Below are 23,914 nucleotides of genomic sequence, written 5' to 3'. Positions count from 1 at the left end.
CCTTCCAATCCAATTCTATTCCTTACAGCAAAACACCATCCGGTCCTTGCCGTTAATATCAAATACCACTTCCGTCTCTGCATCAGGAAAAGTTACGCGCAGCATGTCTGCAACGGTCTCACCCTGGCCGGCGCCGACTTCGAATCCGATCAGGAACGTTTCATTCATCATCAAAGGCAGCTCTTCCATAAACCGCCGGTACAGATCATAACCGTCTTCCCCGCCAAATAAAGCGAGCTGCGGTTCATGGTCGACGACCACTTCCGACATGGTTTCGCGGTCACCCAAAGGTATATAAGGAGGGTTCGAGAGCATGATATCAAGCTTCACTCCCTTGTCCACAAGCGGCTGCAGAAGATCTCCCTGGTAAAAATCGACCGCAGCCCCTAACCGCAGGCTGTTTTCCTTCGCGACAGCGAGAGCTTCCTCGGAGATATCCACAGCCATCATGTCAATTGGCCATCCCCCGGCTTCAAGCTTCAACGTCACACCTATCGCTCCGCTCCCCGTACCGATATCGGCGGCACGCAGCGAACCGCCTCGAGGAAACAGCCGTTTCAACTTCTCAAGACCATAATAAATCAATTCTTCCGTTTCCGGTCTCGGAATCAGTACATGCTCATTCACCTTGAACACCCGTCCGTAAAACTCTTCAAAACCGATGATATGCTGGATCGGCACCCCGGCGGCATGCTTACGGATCCCCACCTGGAACTCTTCCCATTTATCCTGGGGGACTTCACTCCGCTGTTCAGCAAGCAAAGACGAACGCGACAGCCCAAGCAGATGGCGCAGATAGATTTCCCCTGCGTTATCATCCCGGTTATTTTCTTTTAAAAAAGAAGAAGCCCACTTCAGGGCTTCAAATACAGTCACGGTCATTTTATACTTCTTCCATTCTTTCAAGAAGCTTGGATTGGTCTTCAATGATCAATGCATCGATGACTTCATCCATCTTCCCTTCAAGAATCTGGTCAAGCTTCTGGATCGTCAGACCGATACGGTGGTCGGTCACACGATTTTGCGGGAAGTTGTACGTACGGATACGTTCAGAGCGGTCACCTGTCCCAACGGCAGACTTACGGTTTGCGTCGTATTCAGCCTGTACTTCACGTTGGAATTTATCATATACGCGGGCACGCAATACTTTCATGGCTTTCTCTTTGTTCTTGATCTGGGATTTCTCATCCTGACATGAAACCACTACGCCTGTTGGCATGTGAGTCAAACGGACAGCAGACATCGTCGTATTGACCGATTGCCCCCCTGGCCCGCTGGATGCAAATGTGTCTACGCGGATATCTTTTTCATGGATATCCACTTCCACTTCCTCTGCTTCCGGAAGACATGCCACTGTCGCTGTCGACGTATGGATACGGCCGCCGGATTCGGTTTCAGGAACACGCTGTACGCGGTGCGCACCATTTTCGTATTTCATTTTCGAATAGGCGCCATTACCTGTGATCATAAAGATAATCTCTTTATAACCGCCGACACCTGTAGACGTCGCTTCCATGACTTCGATCTTCCAGCCTTGGGATTCGGCATAACGGCTGTACATGCGGTACAAGTCACCCGCAAATAGTGCTGCCTCGTCTCCGCCGGCTGCTCCGCGGACCTCCATGATAACGTTCTTGTCGTCATTCGGATCTTTAGGAATCAATAATATTTTCAAACGCTCTTCCAGTGCATCAATCTGCTCTTCAAGCTCGGATACTTCTTCTTTTACCATTTCGCGCATGTCAGCATCCATCTTCTCATCCAGCATTGCTTTTGCATCTTTATACTGCTGGCTGATGTCTTTATATTCGCGGTATGCTTCCACCGTCGCCTGGATATCTGACTGCTCTTTTGAATATTCTCTTAGCTTCTTTGGGTCATTCACAATTTCCGGATCACTTAATAGCTCATTTAACTTATCATAGCGATCTTCCACTGCTTGTAAACGATCGAACACAGCTATTCACCTCAATTTTAATCCATAACAGTCTAATTATATTATATGGGGTGGGTAAAAACAAGAATGTTCAATATGAAAGGCTTCCCTATGTAAAAGAGCTTCTCCACGTGATCCCTAATGATTATTCCCTAGAAATGATGAAAGCACTCTGAATATCGCAGTTGATTTCCGTGGAAGACTTCGCTTTCCGCGGGTAGCCCGTGAGCCTCCTCGTCAAGCCTGCGGGAGGAAAAGCGGAAGGGCTTTGTTCAGAGGCGGGTGGCATAAGGCGAATCGGCCACGAAGGCGTTCTTTGCCTTCTTGGACGAGTTGACTTATGACATGTGCCTCTAAGCCCTGGAGCTGGACAAGTCTCACATTAGCTACTCTTCCCGCAGGAGTCTTTGTCTCCCACTCCAATCAACTGCTGGATTCTCTTAGAAAATGAGCAGGCATTTACCTGTTGTTTTACACAAAAAGTCAGCATGTGGCATCAGCCGCTCTCTTAACCACAAAAAGGCAAGCAGAATCCATCTTCCACTTGCCCCATTCAAGTTGATATTTATCTTTCTGTAATCTTCACATTCACATTATAACGAGGCAGCGCTTGTTCAAGTTTCTTCTTTAACTTCGCTTCTTCTCTATCCGTTTCTTTGGCGGTCATTTCATTATTGGTATGGGCAGTCACCCACATTTGTTCACCATTGATCCAGACCTCATCGGCTTTAAAATGGGAGTATTCATTCACGACTTCGCGCGCTTTATCTTCATAGACGCCCATCGTCGTCGATGTGTTTTCCATATTATTCGTCAGGTTCGGAAAATTGGGATTCTGATTCATACTCTCGCCATTTTTCACGTTTTTCGGGTCATTATCCATATGAGGCTTGCGGGTATCGATGAATTGTGTCCCGCCGCCATCATTATGCCTTCCATACTCTGACTCCTGGTTCACGCTGCCGCAAGCCGTAGCGATGATAAAAATCACCGTAAAGAACAGAGCAAGCATCATTCTTTTCATCATGCCAAAACACCTCCTGATATTACGTTTTCCCTCACGAGAATCGTTATACCAGGTGAATTTTGGCTGACCCACCCCTTCAAGGCCCGTCCCAGACCGCTTCACCGCGTTAAACAACCGCGGGACGGGCCTCAGTTCAGAAATGGGCCTTCAAAAATAAAAAACCGCCATCCCAGGTGGATAGCGGTTTGTTTTAAGTCAAATAATAATTATACTTCCTTCACCATATCAGGCGAGACACTCAAGCCCTTAGGAACCTCATGATGATGGCGGCATCTTGGTTCATAGGCTTCGGATGCCCCGACAAGGATAACCGGATCGTCATAGCCTGCCGGTTCACCGTTGATCAGGCGCTGTGTCCTGCTCGCCGGAGAGCCGCAGACGGCACATACGGCTTGTAGCTTGGTCACTTGCTCCGCAATGGACATGAGCTCCGGCATCGGACCGAATGGTTCTCCCCGGAAATCCTGGTCGAGTCCCGCAAGGATCACGCGGTATCCGCTGTTCGCAAGCTTCTGCACGACTTCCACGATGCCTTCGTCGAAAAATTGAACCTCGTCAATGGCGACTACATCGACCTGAGGATTCAGATCCTCAAGGATGACAGACGACCCCTCGACTGCCTTTGCAATGACCGAGGTACCATTGTGGGATACGACCGATTCATCGCTGTAGCGATTATCTAATTTTGGCTTATACACAGCAATTTCCTGCTTTGCGAATTGAGTGCGTCTGACCCTGCGGATAAGTTCTTCTGATTTTCCAGAGAACATGCTGCCGCAAATGACTTCCACCCAACCGGTTTGCTTCATGACATACACGAAAGCGCCTCTCCTTTCTAACCCCTTATTTTATAAAAAAGCGGTCCTTCAGCGCATCCTTATTTCGCAATTTTCAGTAAACACATTCGCTGACTGAATCTTGCCAAGAAAGGACACCTGCCGCTGGCTGTCTATTAATATAAAGCATTCCTTTATGTACGGAAAAAATGCTTGATCATCGTGAATTTGACAGAAAAAAAGAGGCACAGCTCTTAAGAAAAAACCGCCTCAATCCTGTCTTTACGTAATAAAAAACAGGCAAGCAGAATTTCCTTGCCTGTTTTTATGCAGTGAAGGGAAGACTGCGGGAGCCCTTCCCGCCTATATGCCGGGCATATAAACGGTACGGGAATCCACGGTCCTCCTTCTCTTCATTATTGTTGTTTTTGTTTAAGACCGTATTTTTTGTTGAAACGGTCAACACGTCCACCTGCGTCAGCGAATTTCTGACGGCCTGTGTAGAATGGATGGCATTCAGAACATACCTCAACGCGCATTTCTTCTGCTACAGAACCAGTTTCGAATTCGTTACCACATGCACAACTAACTTTGATCGTGTTGTACTTAGGATGAATTGCTGATTTCATTACTTTCATCTCCTTCCGCCCTGAATCATCTGAAACAGAGTAATTTATTACGAAGATATATGCGATATGAGCATAAGCATGGTAGTAATAGCCAGCCCCTTACCGCATCCAATTTTAAAAACACATTGATTACATTATAACAAGGACATGCCATTTTTGCAACCTAATAAAATGGAAATAACGTCCTTTTATATGTGGCCGATTACTAGATTAACGCTTCTTTGCTTCTTCTGTCAACACTTCGAAAAACTCGTGATTCGTTTTCGATTGTTTCAGCTTGCGCATAAGCTTCTCTGCGAAATCGGGCTGATCGGACATCGCTTTACGGATGGCCCATAGTTTATCAAGATGATCCTGCTGGATAAGAAGTTCTTCTTTACGTGTACCGGAACGGCGGATGTCGATGGCCGGGAAGATACGTCTTTCAGCAAGTGAACGGTCAAGATGGAGTTCCATGTTGCCTGTTCCCTTAAATTCTTCATAGATGACGTCATCCATACGGGAACCGGTGTCTACCAGTGCCGTTGCAAGGACCGTCAAGCTTCCGCCTTCCTCGATATTACGCGCCGCACCGAAGAATCGCTTCGGACGGTGGAACGCTGCCGGGTCGATACCGCCGGACAATGTACGGCCGCTTGGCGGGATGACAAGATTGTATGCACGTGCAAGGCGGGTGATGCTGTCCATCAGGATCACGACGTCACGCTTGTGCTCAACCAGGCGCATCGCACGTTCGAGGACGAGCTCAGCCACTTTGATGTGATTTTCAGGAACTTCGTCAAACGTAGAAGAAACGACTTCCGCATCCACTGAACGTTCGATGTCGGTCACTTCTTCAGGCCGTTCATCGATCAGAAGGATGATCAATTCCGCTTCAGGATTATTCGTTGTGATCGAATTCGCGATTTCTTTTAAAAGCATCGTCTTACCGGCTTTAGGCGGTGCCACGATGAGACCCCGCTGCCCGAATCCGACCGGTGCCATCAAGTCCATGACCCGCGTTGAAATCCTGTTCGGTGTTGTTTCGAGTGTGATTTGACGGTCAGGATATAATGGCGTAAGGGCTGGGAAGTGAACGCGTTCCTTCGCTGCCTCCGGCTCTTCGCCGTTGACCATTTCCACATGCAGAAGTCCGAAATAACGCTCATTTTCTTTCGGAGGACGCACCTTACCGGACACTTTGTCTCCATTACGAAGATCGAAGCGGCGGATTTGGGATGCAGAAATATAAATATCCTCTGAGCTTGGGGAATAATTGATCGGTCTTAAGAAACCGAAGCCTTCAGATTGGATGATTTCAAGGACACCTTCCATGAAGAAGAAGCCTTCCTGCTCTGCTCTTACTTTCAGAATGGCAAAAATCAATTCTTTTTTTGTTAATTTACTATAATATGAAACTTTGTATCGCTTAGCCAGCTCATAAAGCTCTTTCAGCTTCATATTTTCTAAGCTGGAGATTGTTAACTCTTCCATTATGACACCACGCTTTATTAATTTGGTTGCTGCATTGAATTAGTGAATTGAAATAAGGGGATTTGCACATTGTTTTGTTTACCCTCCTGAAGGACAAAACAATCTATGTAAAATAACCCTGTAAATAAAATGAAGAAATTAATTGAAGCATTAAAAAGAGAATGCTGAAGAAAAAACCTTATCTATTTTAACCATAATTATCGTAAAAGCGCAAGGTACCCTTTTCAACTGTTGATAACTGTTCATGACTTTTCGCTTTTTCGGTGAAAATTTTGTGTGTTTGAGAAAAAACAGGAAGGTATTGATCACCTGTGAAGAGTAGGTGTGGGTGATAAGATGGGAAGGAAGAGGGCCGACCTCCTCCTTCGCTATCTTTATGAAGATTTCTCTTTTATCTTGCTAACCATTGTTACACCGCTTTTGATTTCCGTGGAAGACTTCGCTTTCCGCGGGTAGCCCGTGAGCCTCCTCGTCACTGCGTTCCTGTGGGGTCTCACATTAGCTACTTTTCCCGCAGGAGTCTTCGTCTTCCACTCCAATCAACCGCTGGAATGATAATTTTTTAAAATAACGTTTCTATCAAGTGGCATCATGCCCACCACTTACTTTTTTATTTAATAACCAAGTTCGGCTTCTTCTGAAGGCTGTGACGGCCGTCGATGAAGCGGACGGTTCCGGATTTGGCACGCATGACGACTGAGTGGGTCAATCCGTATGTTCCTTTCAGCTGAACGCCTCTAAGGAGTTCCCCGTCGGTTACGCCTGTTGCAGCGAATATCGCGTCGTCTCCCGTTACGAGGTCTTCCATGCGTAAAATCTTATCTACATCAAGCCCCATACTGATGCACCGTTGAAGCTCGGCATCGTTTTGAGGCAGGAGCTTCCCTTGGATTTCCCCGCCAAGGCATTTCAGCGCTACGGCTGCAAGCACACCTTCAGGGGCACCGCCTGATCCGAAAAGAATATCGACTCCCGTGTGATCGAATGCTGTATTCATCGCGCCGGCAACATCCCCGTCATTGATCAGCTTGATGCGTGCACCCGCTTCCCTCAACTGCTGGATGATGTGCTGGTGACGCTCACGGTTCAGCACCGTCGCCACAACGTCTTCAATATCTTTGTTCTTTGCTTTTGCCACAGCTTTCAGATTATCGATGACGGAAGCGTTGATATCAATCTTGCCAACGGCTTCCGGGCCAACCGCAATTTTATCCATATACATATCCGGAGCGTTCAACAGGTTCCCGTGATCGGCAACCGCAAGGACTGCAAGTGCATTCCAGCCGCCGGAAGCGACGATATTCGTTCCTTCAAGCGGGTCCACTGCCACATCGACGCGGGGACCGTAACCTGTCCCAAGCTTTTCACCGATATACAGCATCGGCGCTTCGTCCATTTCCCCTTCACCGATGACCACAGTTCCCTTCATTGGTACCGTATCAAATACGTCACGCATGGCAGACGTTGCGGCATCATCCGCTTCGTCCTTCTTGCCGCGCCCCATCCATCTAGCTGATGCAAGGGCCGCTCCTTCCGTTACCCGAACCAGCTCCATTGATAAACTTCTTTCCATGTATACAGCCTCCTGAATTCCCTTTTGTTTAGGCTCTTCCTTGCTTTCTATAGGCACAAAAAGCATAAGAAAAGCATCATTGGTTACAATAAATTTAAATTGTATAACATATTAACAGATTTATTGTAACACATTCAAGGGTTAAGAGAGACCTTTTTTCAAAAAAAGCGGGGCCAATCCTTCTCAAAGCTGAGAATTGTTTGAAATAATTATTAAGATTTTAATTGTTCGAGCTCTTCCGCTGACATTTTTTCACGCCAGATCGTCGCACCGAGTCCTTCCAGTTTTTCAACGAGATCGCTGTAGCCGCGGTCGATGTGCTCAAGACCGGTGACTTCTGTGATTCCTTCTGCCATCAGGCCTGCAATCACAAGAGCCGCTCCGGCGCGCAGGTCGCTCGCTTTTACTTTCGCTCCCTGAAGCTGGACCGGTCCATTGACGATGGCAGAACGCCCTTCGACTTTGATCGTGGCATTCATCCGTCTCAGTTCATCGATGTGCTTGAAGCGGGCAGAATAAATCGTATCCGTTACCACCGCGGAACCTTCCGCTCTAGTCAGGAGCGCCGTGAACGGCTGCTGAAGGTCGGTCGGGAATCCAGGATAAACAAGTGTCTTGATATCGACGGCTTTCAGCTTGTCCGCTCTGCCGATAAAGATCTGGTCATCGTTCGTTTCAACGGGAACCCCCATTTCACGAAGTTTCGCAATCACTGATTCCATATGTAACGGAATGACATTGTCGATCAAGACGCCTTTTCCTGCTGCAGCGGCAAGGATCATGAACGTACCTGCCTCGATGCGGTCAGGGATGATCGTGTGACGGCATCCGTGAAGCTCATCGACACCGTCGATGCGGATCACATCAGTACCCGCTCCCTTGATCTTCGCTCCCATGTTGCTGAGGAGCGTTGCCACATCGATGATTTCAGGCTCTTTCGCTGCATTTTCGATGATGGTGCGTCCTTTGGCGCGGACGGCAGCAAGCATGATATTGATGGTAGCGCCTACGCTTACAACATCAAGGTAGATACGGGCACCCTTCAATTCATCGGCACGGAGATAAATCGCACCCTGCTCATTCGTCACTTCTGCACCAAGCGCTTCGAACCCTTTAATATGCTGATCGATCGGACGAGGTCCCAAATGACAGCCCCCCGGCAGACCGATGACGGCTTTTTTGAAGCGTCCCAGCATCGCTCCCATCAGATAATAGGAAGCTCGGAGTTTTTTGACTTTCCCGCTCGGAAGCGGCATGGACACCATTTCACTTGGGTCCACTCTCATTTCTCCATCTTCGAAACCGACCGTTCCGCCGATCTCTTCCAGTAAGTCCTGCAGTGTGCGCACGTCTGAAATATCCGGCAGACCTTCAATCGTAACCGGTGAGTCGGCCAGGATCGTAGCCGGTATCAACGCAACAGCACTGTTTTTCGCACCACTGACTTTTATGGTACCTTCAAGTGGATATCCACCTGCAATCTTAAGCTTTTCCATTTTAATCTCCCTTCCACTGTTCCATGGTGAAGATGAGCACTCATTCAGTTTGAGTGCGGTTCTCCAGCACGTGAACAAAAAGGATTATTTTTCCATATGAAGACGATCTAAGAAGTGTATTGTCTACTAGTTTATACATATTTCGTCAAAACATGTATAGGATTTTCGATTTTTTTCTTACAGGTCCTTTTGACCTATCACCATGCGTTTATCTAAAACAATTTATCTGTTATTCCAGTCATTTAAAAAGGCTTCTATTCCTTTATCCGTCAGCGGATGGCTGAATAACTGTTTCAATACTTTAAGCGGCACGGTTGCAATATGCGCGCCTCTCAGTGCAGCTTCAGTGATATGCTGCGGATGGCGTGTCGATGCTGCAATGATCTCTGTTTCCAGACCGTGGATCGCGAAGATTTCAGCGATCTTTGAAACCAGCTCAAGGCCGTCATGGCCGATATCATCCAATCTTCCCAGGAATGGCGAAACATACGTCGCTCCTGCACGGGCCGCCAAAAGGGCCTGATTCGCACTGAAAATCAATGTAACATTGGTCTTGATTCCTTCTTTTGAAAAAGTGGATGCAGCCGTCAAGCCGTCCGGAGTCATCGGAAGCTTGATCGTGATGTTCGGAGCGATCTTTGCAAGCTCCCTTCCTTCCTTGATCATCCCTTCCGCGTCTGTCGCGATGACTTCTGCACTGACAGAACCCGGTACGAGTTCGGTGATTTCTTTCAGGCGGTCTTCGAATGTGACACCTTTTTCTTTTGCCACAAGTGATGGATTGGTTGTCACACCTGACACGATTCCCCATTCAAATGCTTCTCTGATTTCGTCCATGTTTGCTGTATCGATAAAAAATTTCAAGTCTCCTACCCCTTTTTCGACAAAATTTTCAATCTTTTTATAATGAACGGAGAGGACTGACCCAAAAAGGCATTACCTCCCCTGGTGCCAGTCCTCTCCTACTGCTTCATTCTTTTTCTACCACGTCCGGAAAGATCTAATCTGTTTCAGGTCACTTTCCAAACATTACCTCTATTCGCTTACGCTTGGTTAGAAGAACCAAATTCACGCATTTTACCGATTACCGTCGCTTTGATCGCTTCGCGTGCAGGACCCATGTATTTACGTGGATCGTACACTTCAGAGTCTGCTGCAAGTACTTCTCGTACTTTTTTAGCAGAAGCGATTTGGTTTTCAGTGTTTACGTTGATTTTAGCTGTTCCATAAGAGATCGCTTTTTGGATATCTTTTGTCGGAATACCAGTTCCGCCGTGAAGTACTAGAGGTACTCCTGTCGCCGCACCGATTTCTTCCATTTCTTTGAAACCAAGGTTTGGTTCACCTTTGTAAGGACCGTGCACTGAACCTAATGCAGGAGCAAGAGTGTCGATTCCAGTACGTTCAACCAGCTCTTGGCATTCTTTAGGATCAGCATAGATAACGCCGTCAGCTACTACGTCATCTTCCTGTCCGCCGACTGTACCAAGCTCAGCTTCAACAGAAACACCTTTAGAGTGAGCATATTCAACCACTTTGGAAGTGATTTCGATGTTCTCTTCGAAAGGACCGTGAGAAGCGTCGATCATGACTGATGTGAAACCAGCGTCAATCGCTTCTTTACATTTGTCATAGCTTGAACCGTGGTCAAGGTGGATCGCAACAGGTACTGTGATGTTCAAGTCTTCCATAAGACCCTCCACCATTTTTACTACTGTTGTGAAACCGCTCATGTAACGGGCTGCACCTTCAGAAACACCAAGGATGACAGGTGATTTCTCTTCTTCAGCCGCTTGAAGGATCGCTTGAGTGAACTCAAGGTTATTCAAGTTGAATTGACCAACAGCATAGCTGTTTTCTTTTGCTTTGATAAGCATGTCTTTCATTGAAACTAAAGGCATATTTATTTCCTCCTTTTATTCAGTCAGTGTGCCATTTTTGGTAAGTATAATGGAAGGTATAGCTTGTTCACACCTACATTGTTAACAATTTCACTTGTATCATACCAAAACACAATTGATTTTACCAACTGAAGAGGCGATTTGTAAAAAATACTACTATTTTCACTATTCTAACTTCTGGGTCAAACCGGAATGTACTGCCTTACTGCCTGTCTGATGTCATCGATATCAAACGGCTTCGCAAAATGAGTCAAAGCACCCAGATCCTTCGCTTCCTGAATCATATCCAGTTCCCCGTACGCGGTCATGATGATCACGCGGATATCCTGGTTCTTCTTCTTCATACGCTTAAGGATTTCGATTCCATCCATTCCAGGAATTTTCATATCCAAAAGGACCAGATCAGGGGAATGCTTATCAACGATTTCAAGTGCCTGAACGCCATTTGCTGCTTGAAAGGTTTGGTAGCCTTCCTTTTGCAACACTTCATTTAATAGAATCCGAATACCAAATTGATCATCTACAATAAGTATCTTTTCATTCATATGGCTTAATCCCCTTTTTAAATAGAATATGTATGTTTTGAACATGAACAAACGATAGGTTGGCGACAGTCTAATATCTTTGAATACCTGTCATATCCGCTTATGATTTCCGTACAAGACTTCGCTTTCCGCGGAGCGGGTGGGCTTCCCAGGCTTTGTCTTCGGGCCCTCATAACTACTTCTTCAGCAGGAGTCTTCGTCTTGCACTCCAATCAACGCAGCAGCCGTTTTTATACAAGTTTATTTCTATTAAAACGTCTCTAAAGTTATCACACTTCTAGTACTTCTCTTTCTTCTGTGAAAAATCCTGCTTTTTCTCCATTATTTTACTTAGGTTCATTTTCCTTTATAATAAGCGATACAGCAAAGATTGTCGAAGTCTAATGTTCGACAGATGGAGGAGTGGAAAGATGATCAAGATGTTCACGACCCAGTTATCGGGTTTGTTTAAACGTATAGCTGAGAAGCAGGAGTTTGAGATTGAGGATGCGGCAAGGTTACTGGCACAGGCGGCAGTCGGTCAGGGATCGGTTTATATCAAGGCATTCGGGGAAATGGAAGCGGTGACGGTTGAGGCTCTGTATGGTGCTGAACGCCTTCCTTCTATAAAAAGATACGAGGATTCCACCGTACTGACTGAAGCCGACCGAGTACTCGTTGTGACCCGCCTGTCGACGGATGAAGAAGCGGTCGAGTTTGCAAAGGGACTGGCGGAGGAAGGGATTCCGTTTGTTGGGATATCCGGGTTAGTCAGTGAGGGTGAAGGGCTCGCCGGACTTGCGGACATTCACCTCGATACCAAGGTGATCAAAGGGATGCTTCCGGGCGAGGAAATCGGCGAGCGTGTGTGCATGCCTACGAGCATGGCGGCGCTCTATATCTATTTCGCGCTCGGGTTTGTGATCCGGGAGATGCTTGAGGAGTACGAATAATAGTTGAAAGCCCGTCCCGCGATGCTTTAACGCATTGAAGGACGGGCTTTTTTTATGCTGATTTCACTTTTTTTGCATGAATATAGGTAACGGCCAATGCCAGTACGAGCACGCTTCCTTTGATGATTTCGAATGCGTAGTATGGCAGGTTCATCATCGTCAGCCCGTTGAGGAGGACGCCGATGAGCGCCGCACCGAAGAATGTGCCGAGGATGTTCGGTTTTCCCGCGCCGAGCACGGAGAAACCGACGAACACGGCGGCCACCGCTTCCATCAGGAGCGGGGCACCGGCATCCATCTGTCCGGACCCGACCCTGGCGGTGAACAGGATCCCGCCGATGGAGGCGAACACTCCGGACAGGACATAGGCGATAAGCTTCACGCGCTTGATGTTCACACCCGACAACCGCGATGCTTCCGCATTTCCGCCCGTCATATAGAGAATCCGTCCCCAACGTGTGAAATGCATGATCACATACATCAAACCGACAAACACGAGCATGATCCAGACAGGCACCGGCAAACCCAGCAGCTCGCCCTGCCCGATCCATAAGAAAGCTTCCGAAAATATCCCCGGTGCCGTTCCGCCGCTTGCCATCGGCATATTGTTATAGATGGAGTACCCTTCCGTATAGGTCCGGTGGATCCCTGAAATGATGTACATCGCACCGAGCGTCGCCAATAAATCCGGGATGCCGAGCTTGACGATCAAGAGGGAATTGAAGAGCCCCACTCCCGCGCCGACCAGCAGCGGGATCAGGAGCACGAGCCACAACGGCGCTTCATACCACACCATCAGGGATGCCGTCACCACCGTCGAAAGTGAGACGGTCGAGCCGACGGACAAATCAAAGCCGTCGACGACCAGCGTGAAGGTCACACCGAGGGCCACCAGCGTCACGATCGATATCGACCTCAAAATATCCGACAGATTCCCGTATGTGAAAAAGAATGGATGATAAAAGCTGAAAAAAATCAAAATAACCGCCATCAAAGCAATGGCTCCGTATTTAAACAGTAAGTCTAATATCTTTGCCTTCATGTGCTGCCGTCCCTCCTGATGCATAAAGCAGAATGGTTTCTTGTGTCGCTTCCCCTGCCGTCATTTCCTTGACGATCCGACCGTCATACATAACAAGGATCCGGTCTGAAACGGCCAGGATCTCTTGGATTTCACAGGAAAAGTAGAGGATGCCCTTGCCTTCTTGTGCCAAGGATTGTATTAAGGAAAAAATTTCTTTTTTCGCTCCGACATCCACACCCTTCGTCGGTTCGTCGAACAAAAACAGCGAAGCGTCATCCGTCAGCCACTTACCGATGGCCACTTTCTGCTGATTACCGCCGCTCAGATCATTTGCAGAGACCCCTTCATGAGCGGTGCAGATGCCGAGTGATTCAATCCTGTTCCGGGCAAGCTCTTTTTCTGCCGTTGAGTTGATCCACAAGCGTTTCGAAATATTCCGTAATGAAGGAAAGCTGAGATTATGCTGGACCGATTCATGGATGAAGAGTCCCTCTTTCCTTCTCTCTTCCGGTACGAGCGCCATGCCGTTCTTAACAGCGTCACGCGGGCTTTTGACCTTCACTTCTTTTTCTTTTAAAAAATAGGAGCCTGCGTCTATCGGGGAGGCCCCGAACAATGCTTTTGCCAGTTCTGTTTTACCTGCACCGACAAGCCCCACAATCCCGACGACTTCCCCTTCCCTGACACGAAGGTCGATCGAACGGAGTTTCCCGCCGTCATCCAGCCCTTTCACTTCGTAAAGCATCCCTCCTTTTTCAGCAGGCTGCTTTACGAATTCTTCCTTAAACGAACGCCCCAGCATTTTTTCTACGATTTCCTCAGGTGTCGTCTCCTCTTTTTCATAGATGCCGATCGTCCTGCCGTCCCTCATCACCGTGATCCGGTCGGACACCTGGAACACCTCGGGCAGACGGTGGGAAATGAACACTATCCCTACCCCTTCTTTCTTTAACTCTTCCATCACCTCGAACAGCCTGTCGGTTTCCGATAGACTGAGAGGGGCTGTCGGCTCATCGAGAATCAGTATTTCCGCTTTCTGAAGCAGCGCCCTCGCGATCAGGACGAGCTGTTTTTCGGCCAGGCTGAGTGAGGAAGCAGGTGAACTCAGTGACAGATTACCTGCCCCGATCCTGTGAAGCACGGCGCCCGCCTCTTTCTCAAGCGTCCTTTTATTCAGGAAAAAAGATCCGCCGCCCGATAAGCGGTCAAGCAGGATGTTTTCCGCAACCGAAAGCTGATGGACGATTGCCGTATCCACTTCCTGATAGACACAGTGGATGCCGTGCTGCTTTGCTTCTCTCGGAGTTTGATAGCGTTTCTTTTCAGAGCGAAGAAGAATTTCGCCGCTGTCCGGCGTGTAAGCCCCGGAAAGGATTTTCATGAGCGTACTCTTTCCTGCCCCGTTCGCTCCGAGAAGGGCATGGACCTCCCCTCCATTCACCTGGAATCTTGCTGCGTCCAGGGCCTTCACCCCTGAAAAAGTTTTATGGATATCTTTCATTTCCAGCAAAGCAGCCATATCCATCCTCCTCTCTATTTTTTGAAAGAGCCTTCAAGCTCCTTCAATTCATCTGTGTATCCCTGCTCGCTTGCGCCCCAGCCTTCGACATGCTTGTGAAGCTGGTCGGTTGTGATCTGTTCATCCGGTAGCTGGTCCTGTTCGATGAAGACAGGCTCGAGCTTCACGGTCTGAGGTGTATCTTCTCCAGAAATCTTCTGATAAAGGAACCGCACCTGAACGCGCCCGATGTCTTTCGGATCAACCGCCGCAGATGCCACCCACGGACTTCCTTCTTTCTGGAGGATCTGCAGGTCTTCATCGCTCATATCAATCCCGTAAACCTTGATTTCATCCCGTCCGGCTGCCTCGATGGCCCGGACAGCACCCTTCGCGAATTCATCCCATGCCGCCCACACAGCATCGATATCCCCTTTATTCGGATACTGCTTCAGGATCGCTTCCATCTGGGCCTGCGTATCGAGTGCCGTATTCTGGGTCGCGGCGCCGAAAGCCGCCACTTCCTTGATGTCAGGGTTCGCTTCAAGGAACTCTTTATAAGCTGTCTGGCGCCTTTCCATCGGGGCGAACCCCGCTACCCAGATCTTGACGATTTCACCTTTTCCGCCTAACTCTTCTGAAAGGGCGTTAAGTGTCTGATCTGCCATTTGCCTGTCTCCCTGCTCAAGGACGGTCACACCATCCGATTCAACATCCGCATCAAACACGACGACTGGAATGCCCTGCCCTTTTGCTTTCTCGACACCTGACTGCAGCGCTTCCTTCGTTCCATGGTCAATCAGGATCCCATCGAACTTCTGATTGATGGCAGCATCGAGGTTCGATGACATCTTTGAAAGATCCCCATCAGAAGTGAAGACCTGTACCTTCCCTCCGAACTTCTCGACCTGCTCTTTCACACCCTCAATGTATTGGGCAGAAAACGTGCCCAGGTTAATCTGCATGATCAAAGCGATTTTCTTGCCTGCAAGCGCGTGATCGGATGTCCCTTTCACTGCCCCCGCTTCAGCATTCGATTCCTCGGAAACCTTCGGCTGGCATGCTGCGAGCAGGCTCAGTACCAGCGTGATGATGATAAGTAATAAAGACGGCTTTTTCATAAATGACTCTCCTCTTGTGATATGTTTTTTTAAAAATTTGACCTCTCGATCCGGGCGGTGCACTCGCTCGCTTTCAAGGTCCGTCAACGGGATCCACCAGTTTCCCGCGGACACCAAAAAACCTCTTTTCCCGAGAGAAAAGAGGTTTATGTATCAATAAACGTACTCTTATCACTCAGGAAATCAATCCTGCAGGTCTTAGCACCTTTCCGTCGAAACGGTAGGTTGCCGGGCATCATCGGGCCAGTCCCTCTGCCAACTCTTTATAAGAGAAATATGAAATTTGTTTACTATTCGCATGCGTATAATCGATATCTTACTTATTTGTGGAAAAATTGTCAATATTCTTTTTTATTTTTTTCTTGAGATACACATACCCGGGTATTGGGGAGCTTCTTATGATTGGGATTTCTATTTTATGCTCGAAATCCGCTTGCTTTTGCTCGAACCTGCCCATTTTATGCTCGAAATTCGGTTGCTTTTACTCGAAAACTCCCTCCTTATGCTCGAACTGTCGAATAATCTACACCTGCACCAAGTGCCGCCCCTATTTTTATGGGCGCAATCTGCATTGTTATGGGCGTTATTCTAAATATAAGGGCGAGATTTCGATTTTAAGGGCGGAATATCAAATATAAGGGCGATCTACCGATTTAACGACAATATCCGACAACCTCTACACCTCCCTACACACTTTATCCCTGCACTCAATCGTAAATAGACAGCCACCGCCGTGCCCCCTCCACACAAAAAGACCGCTCCCCCATCCAGGAAAGCGGTCCAAACCAACTACTATCTCTTATTCCTTCTCACCAAAAGCCAAACTTGCTTCGACAAAGTCTCTGAACAGCGGCTGCGGACGAGTCGGGCGTGACGTGAATTCCGGGTGGAATTGGGATGCCACGAACCATGGGTGATCTTCAAGTTCGATGATCTCCACAAGGCGTCCGTCAGGGCTTGTACCTGAGAAGATGAAGCCTGCTTTTTCCATTTGCTCACGGTAGTGATTGTTGAATTCGAAGCGGTGGCGGTGACGCTCGTAAACCACTTCGCCGTCGTACGCTGCATAGGCTTTTGAACCTTTCGTCAGTTTACATGGATATAAACCGAGGCGAAGCGTTCCGCCAAGATCTTCGATGTCCTTCTGTTCTGGAAGCAGGTCAATGATCGGGTAAGGCGTATCCGGGTTCAACTCAGCTGAGTGAGCTCCTTCAAGACCAAGTACATTGCGCGCATACTCTACAGATGCCAGCTGCATGCCAAGGCAGATTCCAAGGAAAGGAATCTTGTTTTCACGGGCATATTGAGTCGCTGCGATTTTCCCTTCGACTCCGCGGTCACCGAAGCCTCCAGGCACAAGGATTCCGTCTACGTCCCCAAGTTTTTCAGCAACATTTCCTGCATCAACAAGCTCAGAGTTCAGCCACTTGACTTCGATATCACTGTCGAACTGATAGCCGGCATGACGAAGAGCTTCCACTACTGAAATATAAGCATCCTGAAGTTCAACATATTTCCCAACAAGTGCGATCTTCGTTTTGCGTGATAGATTCGTTACACGCTCGACGAGTTCATTCCACTCCGTCATTTCCGCTTCACGGCAATTCAGCTTAAGGTGCTGGCATGTAATTTCATCAAGCTTCTGTTCCTGAAGGGAAAGAGGAACTGAGTACAGTGTCGCTGCATCCATCGCTTCGATTACGGCATTTTTATCGATATCACAGAACAGGGCGATCTTGTCTTTCATATCCTGCGTCATCGGCATTTCTGTACGAACGACGATGACATTCGGCTGGATACCAAGGCTGCGAAGCTCTTTTACACTGTGCTGGGTCGGCTTCGTTTTCATTTCACCGGCAGCTTTGATGTAAGGAACTAACGTACAGTGGATGTACATCACGTTGTCACGGCCTACGTCACTCTTGATTTGACGGATTGCTTCAAGGAATGGAAGAGACTCGATATCCCCTACCGTTCCGCCTATTTCCGTGATGACGACGTCTGAATTTGTTTCTTTGCCTGCGCGGTATACGCGTTCTTTGATTTCATTTGTGATATGCGGGATGACCTGAACCGTTCCGCCCAAGTAATCACCGCGGCGCTCTTTTTTCAGGACCGTGGAATAGATTTTCCCAGTCGTCACGGAGCTGTATTTTGTCAGGTTGATGTCTACGAAACGCTCATAGTGACCTAAATCAAGATCTGTTTCCGCACCGTCATCCGTTACGAATACTTCTCCATGCTGATACGGGCTCATCGTTCCCGGGTCCACGTTGATGTACGGATCGAATTTCTGGATCGTCACCGAAACTCCGCGGTTTTTTAATAGTCTTCCAAGGGACGCTGCTGTGATCCCTTTTCCAAGTGACGACACAACGCCGCCTGTTACGAAAATATACTTAGTCATGTATATGTCCCCCTTTTAATATGAGTTGGTTCAAAAAAAGTAGAGGGTGTCTCCTATGTATCCTTGTCATGAAGTTATCTTGTTCAAAGAAGGAGAAGTCCATTCCCGCAAAATAAAATCATGGGCAAAAATCAGCTAAAAGACAGCCTCTTATTTATGAATATTGGTAAGTTGTAAGGGGTAGAGAAAACGTGAATCAGCCTGCATCCCAAGCACAGGCTGTCCTGTAAAAAATAAAAAACGCCCCTCTTACCAAATGGTAAGGGGAGCGCTGAATACTCTATCCGTCCTTTTTTAAGGAGCCCAAATAAAATACTACCTTCCTGCAAGAAAGAAGTCAAGCATAGAATGGAGTCAGGCAAATCTTCCTAATTCACAGAAAAATTAAAGCTTTTCATCCTCATCTTCTTCATCTGATTCTTCTTCCTCTTCGTCATCGACTTCATCGAACTCGTCGATTTCCAGGTCTTCATCGACTTCTTCGTCATCATCGACATCAAGGTCGTCCAGATCATCGTCCGTGTCATCCACATCGTCGTCATCATCCGTCAGATCTTCGTCATCTGTATCATCAAGATCATCATAATCAAGATCGTCATCCAGATCTTCATCATCAAGATCATCGAACTCGTCAAGATCAAGATCTTCGTCGACTTTCTTCTTCGCCTTTTTCTTTTTGGTAGATTTCATCGTAGGTACGGTTTCTTCTTCGATTTGATCAACCGGATACCATTCGCGGAGACCCCAGCGGTTTTCGCCAAGCGCAATGAATCGTCCGTCGATGTTAAGATCTGTATAAAATTGAACCATGCGGCTCTTAGCCTCTGATTCAGAGATTTCAAGTAGACTTGTAATTTCGTTCAACACTTCTTGAAATGTTATGGCTTGCTTCTTTTCCGTCATGATCTCGTGTGCCAATTCAATAAAAGATGTTTGTCGCAATTCTTCCTTCGATAACTGTTTTAGACTCACTTCACGCACTTCCTTTCTCTATTTCACACTCTACTGAGAGAGTCACTAAAGCACTTTAAAAAATGGCACAATCCTGCCATTATCATTTTAAGCATATTACCCATTATAAACAATATAAGAGACTTTATGCTATCTTTATCTGTCATTTCTATCATTTTTTTATTTTTGTGAATTCAGAAGGCTGCTGCTCTCTTCACTTTCCTCCCTGTCACCGTACCGGATCACCTTATACGCTTCATAAAAAAAGTAGAAGGACAGGAGAAGGAACGGGATCGCCCCCAGCTGAAAGTGATACAAAACAAGAGCCCCATAAATACCGACCGCCATAAGCGCATAACGCAAAAATGTCCTCACAGTTTCACATCCAGTATAAATCGTCTCAGGGTCTATTCATCCAATACCCATTATATAGCAAAACCACACCATCATCTATGATTGCAGCGTAAAGAATTGTAACTTTTCTGTATATTCAGCATGGACCGATTCCCCAAACTTTAATCATCCAACCCACCAGAAAATCCTTTAGCATAGTGAGGGACGGGCTTTTAGCGCGTTAACGCGTGCTGGGACGGGCCTTCATCAAACCCGCAATTTTGAAAAAAGACTGCCGTCCGGTACGACAGCAGTCTTCTTTCTTCTTAATCTATTACATATTCCGGCGGTACTGGCCGCCGACTTCGTATAGGGCTCTTGTGATCTGTCCCAGGCTTGCGATTTTGACGGTTTCCATCAGCTCTTCGAAGATGTTGCCTCCGTCGACTGCCGCTTTTTTCAGGCGCTGAAGCGCTTCTTCGATATCACTTTCGTTTCTCGCCTGGAAGTCGCGAAGGTTCTTGATCTGCGTTTCTTTTTCTTCCTTCGTCGCACGCGCCAGTTCCATGCTGTCCATCTGTTCTTCAGATGGAGGATTCGGATTCAGATACGTGTTCACCCCGACGATCGGAAGTTCACCGTTATGTTTCTTCATTTCATAATACATGGATTCTTCCTGGATCTTGCCGCGCTGATACTGGGTTTCCATGGAACCGAGCACACCACCGCGGTCATTCAGGCGGTCGAACTCAGTGAGCACCATTTCTTCCACGAGATCCGTCAATTCTTCCACGATGAAAGATCCTTGAAGCGGATTTTCATTTTTAGAAAGACCGTGTTCTTTCGTGATGATCATCTGGATCGCCATCGCACGGCGGACGGATTCTTCCGTCGGCGTCGTGATCGCTTCATCATAGGCATTGGTGTGAAGCGAGTTACAGTTATCCTGAAGGGCCATCAAGGCCTGTAGTGTCGTACGGATATCGTTGAAATCGATCTCCTGCGCATGCAGCGAGCGGCCGGACGTCTGGATATGATACTTCAGCTTCTGGCTGCGCTCATCCGCACCGTACTTATCCCTCATTACTGTCGACCAGATTCGGCGGGCCACGCGGCCGATCACCGTATACTCAGGATCGAGTCCGTTCGAGAAGAAGAACGACAGGTTAGGAGCGAACTTATTGATATCCATTCCGCGGCTTAAATAGTACTCGACATAGGTGAAGCCGTTTGCCAGCGTGAACGCAAGCTGCGAAATAGGATTCGCCCCCGCTTCCGCGATGTGGTAGCCGGAAATCGAGACAGAATAGTAGTTTCTCACTTTATGATCGATGAAGTACTGCTGGATGTCACCCATCATGCGAAGCGCGAACTCAGTCGAGAAGATGCAAGTGTTCTGGCCTTGATCTTCTTTTAAAATATCGGCCTGAACGGTTCCGCGCACGACTTGAAGCGTCTGTTCCTTCACTTCCACATATTCTTCGACTGTCAGCACGCGGCCAAGCTCTTCTTCCTTCGCACGGATCTGCTGGTCGATCGCCGTGTTCATGTACATCGCGAGGATGATCGGCGCAGGTCCGTTAATCGTCATCGAAACCGATGTGGACGGAGCGCACAAATCGAAGCCAGCATACAGCTTCTTCATGTCATCAAGCGTACAGATGCTCACACCGCTTTCCCCGACTTTACCGTAGATGTCCGGACGGTAATCCGGATCTTCCCCATATAATGTAACCGAGTCGAACGCCGTGCTCAGACGCTTCGCATCATCGTCCTTCGACAAGTAGTGGAAACGGCGGTTCGTACGTTCCGGAGTCCCTTCACCCGCGAACTGGCGCTTCGGATCTTCCCCTTTTCGTTTAAAAGGAAACACACCGGCAGTGTACGGGAATGAACCCGGCACGTTTTCCCTGTAGACCCATTTCAGGATTTCCCCGTAATCCTTGTACTTAGGCAGGGCCACCTTAGGAATATTGAGCCCTGACAAGCTCTTCGTACTCAGCTCGGTGACGATTTCCTTGTCGCGGATTTTTGTGACGAATTGGTCCTTGCTGTACGTATCCTTCAGGTTTTCCCATTTTGCCAAGATATCCTTGGATTCCGCTGTCAGCTTGTTTTCTACTTCTTCTTTCAAGGTGTTCAGTGAAGTGAGGACTTCTTCATTCTGTTCTTTTTCACGGAGGGCTTCCATCGCACCTTCGATTTGGAACAGGCGGCGCGCAAGATTCACTTGCTCTTCCGCTTGTTTATGATAGCTGCGGACGGTCTCCGCGATTTCTCTTAAATAGTAACGGCGGTTGTTCGGGATGATCACGTTCTGTTTTTCAACATCGACGTTTTTCCCAAAGCTTGTTTTCCAGTCAAGCTTCATCTTTTCATTCACTGTTTCCACGATCGCCGCAAATAACGCATTCGTTCCCGGGTCGTTGAACTGGCTTGCAATCGTTCCGTACACCGGCATCTCATCAAGGTCCTTGTCAAACAGCATATGGCTGCGCTGATACTGCTTCTGGACCTGACGGCGTGCGTCTTCTGAGCCTTTGCGCTCGAATTTGTTGATGACGATCAGGTCGGCAAAATCGATCATATCGATTTTCTCCAGCTGTGATGGCGCTCCGAATTCGCTCGTCATCACATACATGGACATGTCACAGATTTCAGCGATTTCCGCATCCCCCTGCCCGATTCCGCTCGTCTCGACAACTACGAGATCGTAGCCGGCCGCTTTCACTACATTGATTGCATCCTTGATCGCTAACGACAGCTCCGTTTTCGAACCGCGGGTAGCAAGGCTGCGCATGTAGACGCGCGGATTGAAGATCGCGTTCATGCGGATACGGTCACCAAGCAGCGCACCGCCCGTCTTCTGTTTCGTCGGGTCGATTGATAGAATCGCAATCTTCTTCTCCGGAAGTTCGTTGATGAAGCGGCGGATCAGTTCATCTGTCAGTGAACTTTTCCCTGCGCCCCCGGTTCCGGTGATCCCGAGTACAGGCACCTTTTTAGCAAGAGTCTTAATCTCAGAGAAAACCGTCTGTGCCGTCGCGGCCACCTCTTCATTCGCCCCGACCTGATACTCAGCGAGTGAGATCAGCTTGGAAACGGCGTTCACGTCGCCAGTCGAAAGCTTTTCAACTTCCGAGTTCACGCTTCCTTCAATCGTCGGGAAGTCGCATTCCTCGATCATCTGGTTGATCATCCCCTGAAGGCCGTGCTGGCGGCCGTCTTCCGGTGAAAAGATGCGGGCGATCCCGTATTCATGGAGCTCCTTGATTTCGCGCGGGATGATGACCCCGCCGCCACCGCCGTAAATACGGATGTGGGAAGCTCCTTTTTCTTTTAAAAGATCATACATGTATTTAAAATATTCCACGTGTCCGCCTTGATAGGAGGAAATCGCAATCCCCTGTACGTCCTCCTGGATCGCAGCGTTCACCACTTCTTCCACGGAGCGGTTATGACCTAAGTGAATAACCTCTGATCCGCTTGCCTGAATAATCCGACGCATTATGTTGATCGACGCATCATGTCCGTCAAAAAGGCTCGATGCCGTCACAAAACGGACATGGTGCTTTGGTTTGTAAACTTCAACCGTGCTCATATTACTCCCCCTGTTCTCCTTTGTTTTTCAAAACCTGTGATTCCTGCAAAAAGCAGATCGACTTGAAGATCGATATATTCCTGAAGAGAATACCTCTTCTGCAGTGCCCAGCGGCGGAATCCCCACATCTGCCCCTGGACGAATACATTCTGAGCGAGCATATGGATCTGATTTTCATCAAGCTCAAGCTCCCCCGTCTCGACGCAGCGGACGATCAGCTTCTCGACCATCGCCACCATCTCAAGCTCTTTTCGGAGGACATACGGCAAAGCGTCCTTCGATAACGACTTCGCTTCCTGGTACATGACGAGAACCTCATCCTGCATCCGGTCCATTACCTGAAAATAATGGGCAATGCCGATCTTCAGGCTCTCAATCGTACCCTGGCCGATATCGAGCTCCTCAAGCTCCAATCGAACCTGCTCATAAATGCTGTCACAGACTAAATACAAAACATCTTCCTTTGTTCGTATATACTCATAAAGCGTTCCGATGCTGAATCCGGCGGCCTTGGCAATCTCTCTCGTCGTGGTGCGGTGAAACCCCTTCTGTTTAAAAAGAGAGACGGCTCCCCGGATCATCTGGTCACGCCTTTTTTCCACTAACCGTTCATCTTTGACAGAAGCATGCACTTCCCTTTTTTTATCCAATCGTACCGACCGCCTTTATCACATTCTCCCATTGACCCCTC

At 48.0% G+C, this 23,914-nt stretch carries 20 protein-coding genes and 1 riboswitch; of the genes, 1 reads left to right on the top strand and 19 read right to left on the bottom strand.

All coding sequences use genetic code 11. The features are described 5' to 3' along the window. Positions 1-15: 15 nt before the first annotated feature. The 11 genes from prmC to HWX64_RS13090 all read right to left on the bottom strand — a co-directional run bounded on the left by prmC (position 16) and on the right by HWX64_RS13090 (position 11,356). Positions 16-882, bottom strand: coding sequence for a peptide chain release factor N(5)-glutamine methyltransferase (gene prmC / locus HWX64_RS13140; RefSeq protein ID WP_303049482.1), 867 nt, complete (start codon positions 880-882; stop codon positions 16-18). A gap of 1 nt (position 883) precedes the next feature. Next, positions 884-1,957 (bottom strand): peptide chain release factor 1, encoded by a 1,074-nt coding sequence (gene prfA / locus HWX64_RS13135; protein ID WP_175990006.1) that lies wholly within the window; start codon positions 1,955-1,957, stop codon positions 884-886. Between the two features lie 544 nt (positions 1,958-2,501). Then, entirely contained in the window at positions 2,502-2,963 is a 462-nt protein-coding gene (locus HWX64_RS13130; protein ID WP_175990005.1) for a hypothetical protein, read from the bottom strand. Positions 2,964-3,169: 206 nt separating this feature from the next. Further along, a complete protein-coding gene (locus tag HWX64_RS13125) occupies positions 3,170-3,781 on the bottom strand; it encodes a thymidine kinase (RefSeq protein WP_175990004.1) in 612 nt (203 codons plus the stop codon). A 374-nt stretch (positions 3,782-4,155) separates the two neighbouring features. Beyond that, the gene (gene rpmE / locus HWX64_RS13120; RefSeq protein WP_175990003.1) at positions 4,156-4,368 is read right to left on the bottom strand and encodes a 50S ribosomal protein L31; all 213 of its coding nucleotides are present in this window, start codon (positions 4,366-4,368) and stop codon (positions 4,156-4,158) included. A gap of 210 nt (positions 4,369-4,578) precedes the next feature. After that, positions 4,579-5,841 carry a transcription termination factor Rho gene (rho, locus tag HWX64_RS13115; RefSeq protein WP_175990002.1) on the bottom strand — a complete coding sequence of 421 codons (1,263 nt, stop codon included), beginning with the start codon at positions 5,839-5,841 and terminating at the stop codon, positions 4,579-4,581. Positions 5,842-6,451: 610 nt separating this feature from the next. Then, positions 6,452-7,414 (bottom strand): class II fructose-bisphosphatase, encoded by a 963-nt coding sequence (glpX, locus tag HWX64_RS13110; protein WP_175990001.1) that lies wholly within the window; start codon positions 7,412-7,414, stop codon positions 6,452-6,454. A 212-nt stretch (positions 7,415-7,626) separates the two neighbouring features. After that, entirely contained in the window at positions 7,627-8,910 is a 1,284-nt protein-coding gene (locus HWX64_RS13105) for a UDP-N-acetylglucosamine 1-carboxyvinyltransferase (RefSeq protein ID WP_175990000.1), read from the bottom strand. A gap of 222 nt (positions 8,911-9,132) precedes the next feature. Further along, positions 9,133-9,774, bottom strand: coding sequence for a fructose-6-phosphate aldolase (gene fsa / locus HWX64_RS13100; protein ID WP_175989999.1), 642 nt, complete (start codon positions 9,772-9,774; stop codon positions 9,133-9,135). Between the two features lie 179 nt (positions 9,775-9,953). Next, the gene (fdaB, locus tag HWX64_RS13095; protein WP_175989998.1) at positions 9,954-10,811 is read right to left on the bottom strand and encodes a class IIb fructose-bisphosphate aldolase FdaB; all 858 of its coding nucleotides are present in this window, start codon (positions 10,809-10,811) and stop codon (positions 9,954-9,956) included. A 182-nt stretch (positions 10,812-10,993) separates the two neighbouring features. Further along, positions 10,994-11,356, bottom strand: coding sequence for a response regulator (locus HWX64_RS13090; RefSeq protein WP_175989997.1), 363 nt, complete (start codon positions 11,354-11,356; stop codon positions 10,994-10,996). Between the two features lie 410 nt (positions 11,357-11,766). On the opposite strand from HWX64_RS13090, the gene HWX64_RS13085 reads away from it, so the two are divergent. Then, complete coding sequence (locus HWX64_RS13085) at positions 11,767-12,288, top strand: DUF2529 domain-containing protein (RefSeq protein ID WP_175989996.1); 522 nt, start codon at positions 11,767-11,769, stop codon at positions 12,286-12,288. 52 nt (positions 12,289-12,340) lie between these two features. Here HWX64_RS13085 and HWX64_RS13080 read toward each other — a convergent pair whose 3' ends face one another. The 8 genes from HWX64_RS13080 to HWX64_RS13045 form a co-directional block, all read right to left on the bottom strand. Beyond that, positions 12,341-13,330 carry an ABC transporter permease gene (locus tag HWX64_RS13080; protein WP_175989995.1) on the bottom strand — a complete coding sequence of 330 codons (990 nt, stop codon included), beginning with the start codon at positions 13,328-13,330 and terminating at the stop codon, positions 12,341-12,343. Then, on the bottom strand, positions 13,299-14,831 hold the full coding sequence (locus tag HWX64_RS13075; protein ID WP_175989994.1) for a sugar ABC transporter ATP-binding protein: 1,533 nt from the start codon (positions 14,829-14,831) through the stop codon (positions 13,299-13,301). The genes HWX64_RS13080 and HWX64_RS13075 overlap by 32 nt, the downstream gene beginning before the upstream one ends. Before the next feature lie 14 nt (positions 14,832-14,845). Next, positions 14,846-15,931, bottom strand: coding sequence for a sugar ABC transporter substrate-binding protein (locus tag HWX64_RS13070; RefSeq protein ID WP_175989993.1), 1,086 nt, complete (start codon positions 15,929-15,931; stop codon positions 14,846-14,848). A gap of 165 nt (positions 15,932-16,096) precedes the next feature. After that, a riboswitch (SAM riboswitch) is annotated at positions 16,097-16,203 on the bottom strand. Between the two features lie 527 nt (positions 16,204-16,730). Next, a complete protein-coding gene (locus HWX64_RS13065; RefSeq protein WP_175989992.1) occupies positions 16,731-18,338 on the bottom strand; it encodes a CTP synthase in 1,608 nt (535 codons plus the stop codon). A gap of 384 nt (positions 18,339-18,722) precedes the next feature. Further along, positions 18,723-19,310 (bottom strand): DNA-directed RNA polymerase subunit delta, encoded by a 588-nt coding sequence (gene rpoE, locus HWX64_RS13060; protein ID WP_175989991.1) that lies wholly within the window; start codon positions 19,308-19,310, stop codon positions 18,723-18,725. A 159-nt stretch (positions 19,311-19,469) separates the two neighbouring features. Then, complete coding sequence (locus tag HWX64_RS13055; protein ID WP_175989742.1) at positions 19,470-19,664, bottom strand: hypothetical protein; 195 nt, start codon at positions 19,662-19,664, stop codon at positions 19,470-19,472. Positions 19,665-19,956: 292 nt separating this feature from the next. Then, entirely contained in the window at positions 19,957-23,223 is a 3,267-nt protein-coding gene (gene icmF / locus HWX64_RS13050; protein WP_175989990.1) for a fused isobutyryl-CoA mutase/GTPase IcmF, read from the bottom strand. Beyond that, on the bottom strand, positions 23,220-23,873 hold the full coding sequence (locus HWX64_RS13045; RefSeq protein ID WP_254871148.1) for a TetR/AcrR family transcriptional regulator: 654 nt from the start codon (positions 23,871-23,873) through the stop codon (positions 23,220-23,222). The genes icmF and HWX64_RS13045 overlap by 4 nt, the downstream gene beginning before the upstream one ends. Positions 23,874-23,914 lie beyond the last annotated feature (41 nt).

Origin of the sequence: Bacillus sp. Marseille-Q1617, assembly GCF_903645295.1 — a bacterium.
GTDB lineage: Bacteria > Bacillota > Bacilli > Bacillales > Bacillaceae_B > Rossellomorea.
This window is presented reverse-complemented; position numbering and strand designations above follow the sequence as displayed.

Excerpts from the sequence above, each read along its gene's own strand:
- fdaB (WP_175989998.1), bottom strand. The coding sequence starts at position 10,811 with ATGCCTTTAGTTTCAATGAAAGACATGCTTATCAAAGCAAAAGAAAAC.
- HWX64_RS13090 (WP_175989997.1), bottom strand. The coding sequence starts at position 11,356 with ATGAATGAAAAGATACTTATTGTAGATGATCAATTTGGTATTCGGATT.
- HWX64_RS13130 (WP_175990005.1), bottom strand. The coding sequence starts at position 2,963 with ATGATGAAAAGAATGATGCTTGCTCTGTTCTTTACGGTGATTTTTATC.
- HWX64_RS13105 (WP_175990000.1), bottom strand. The coding sequence starts at position 8,910 with ATGGAAAAGCTTAAGATTGCAGGTGGATATCCACTTGAAGGTACCATA.
- glpX (WP_175990001.1), bottom strand. The coding sequence starts at position 7,414 with ATGGAAAGAAGTTTATCAATGGAGCTGGTTCGGGTAACGGAAGGAGCG.
- HWX64_RS13080 (WP_175989995.1), bottom strand. The coding sequence starts at position 13,330 with ATGAAGGCAAAGATATTAGACTTACTGTTTAAATACGGAGCCATTGCT.
- HWX64_RS13065 (WP_175989992.1), bottom strand. The coding sequence starts at position 18,338 with ATGACTAAGTATATTTTCGTAACAGGCGGCGTTGTGTCGTCACTTGGA.
- prmC (WP_303049482.1), bottom strand. The coding sequence starts at position 882 with ATGACCGTGACTGTATTTGAAGCCCTGAAGTGGGCTTCTTCTTTTTTA.
- HWX64_RS13075 (WP_175989994.1), bottom strand. The coding sequence starts at position 14,831 with ATGGCTGCTTTGCTGGAAATGAAAGATATCCATAAAACTTTTTCAGGG.
- icmF (WP_175989990.1), bottom strand. The coding sequence starts at position 23,223 with ATGAGCACGGTTGAAGTTTACAAACCAAAGCACCATGTCCGTTTTGTG.
- rho (WP_175990002.1), bottom strand. The coding sequence starts at position 5,841 with ATGGAAGAGTTAACAATCTCCAGCTTAGAAAATATGAAGCTGAAAGAG.
- rpmE (WP_175990003.1), bottom strand. The coding sequence starts at position 4,368 with ATGAAATCAGCAATTCATCCTAAGTACAACACGATCAAAGTTAGTTGT.
- HWX64_RS13070 (WP_175989993.1), bottom strand. The coding sequence starts at position 15,931 with ATGAAAAAGCCGTCTTTATTACTTATCATCATCACGCTGGTACTGAGC.
- HWX64_RS13085 (WP_175989996.1), top strand. The coding sequence starts at position 11,767 with ATGATCAAGATGTTCACGACCCAGTTATCGGGTTTGTTTAAACGTATA.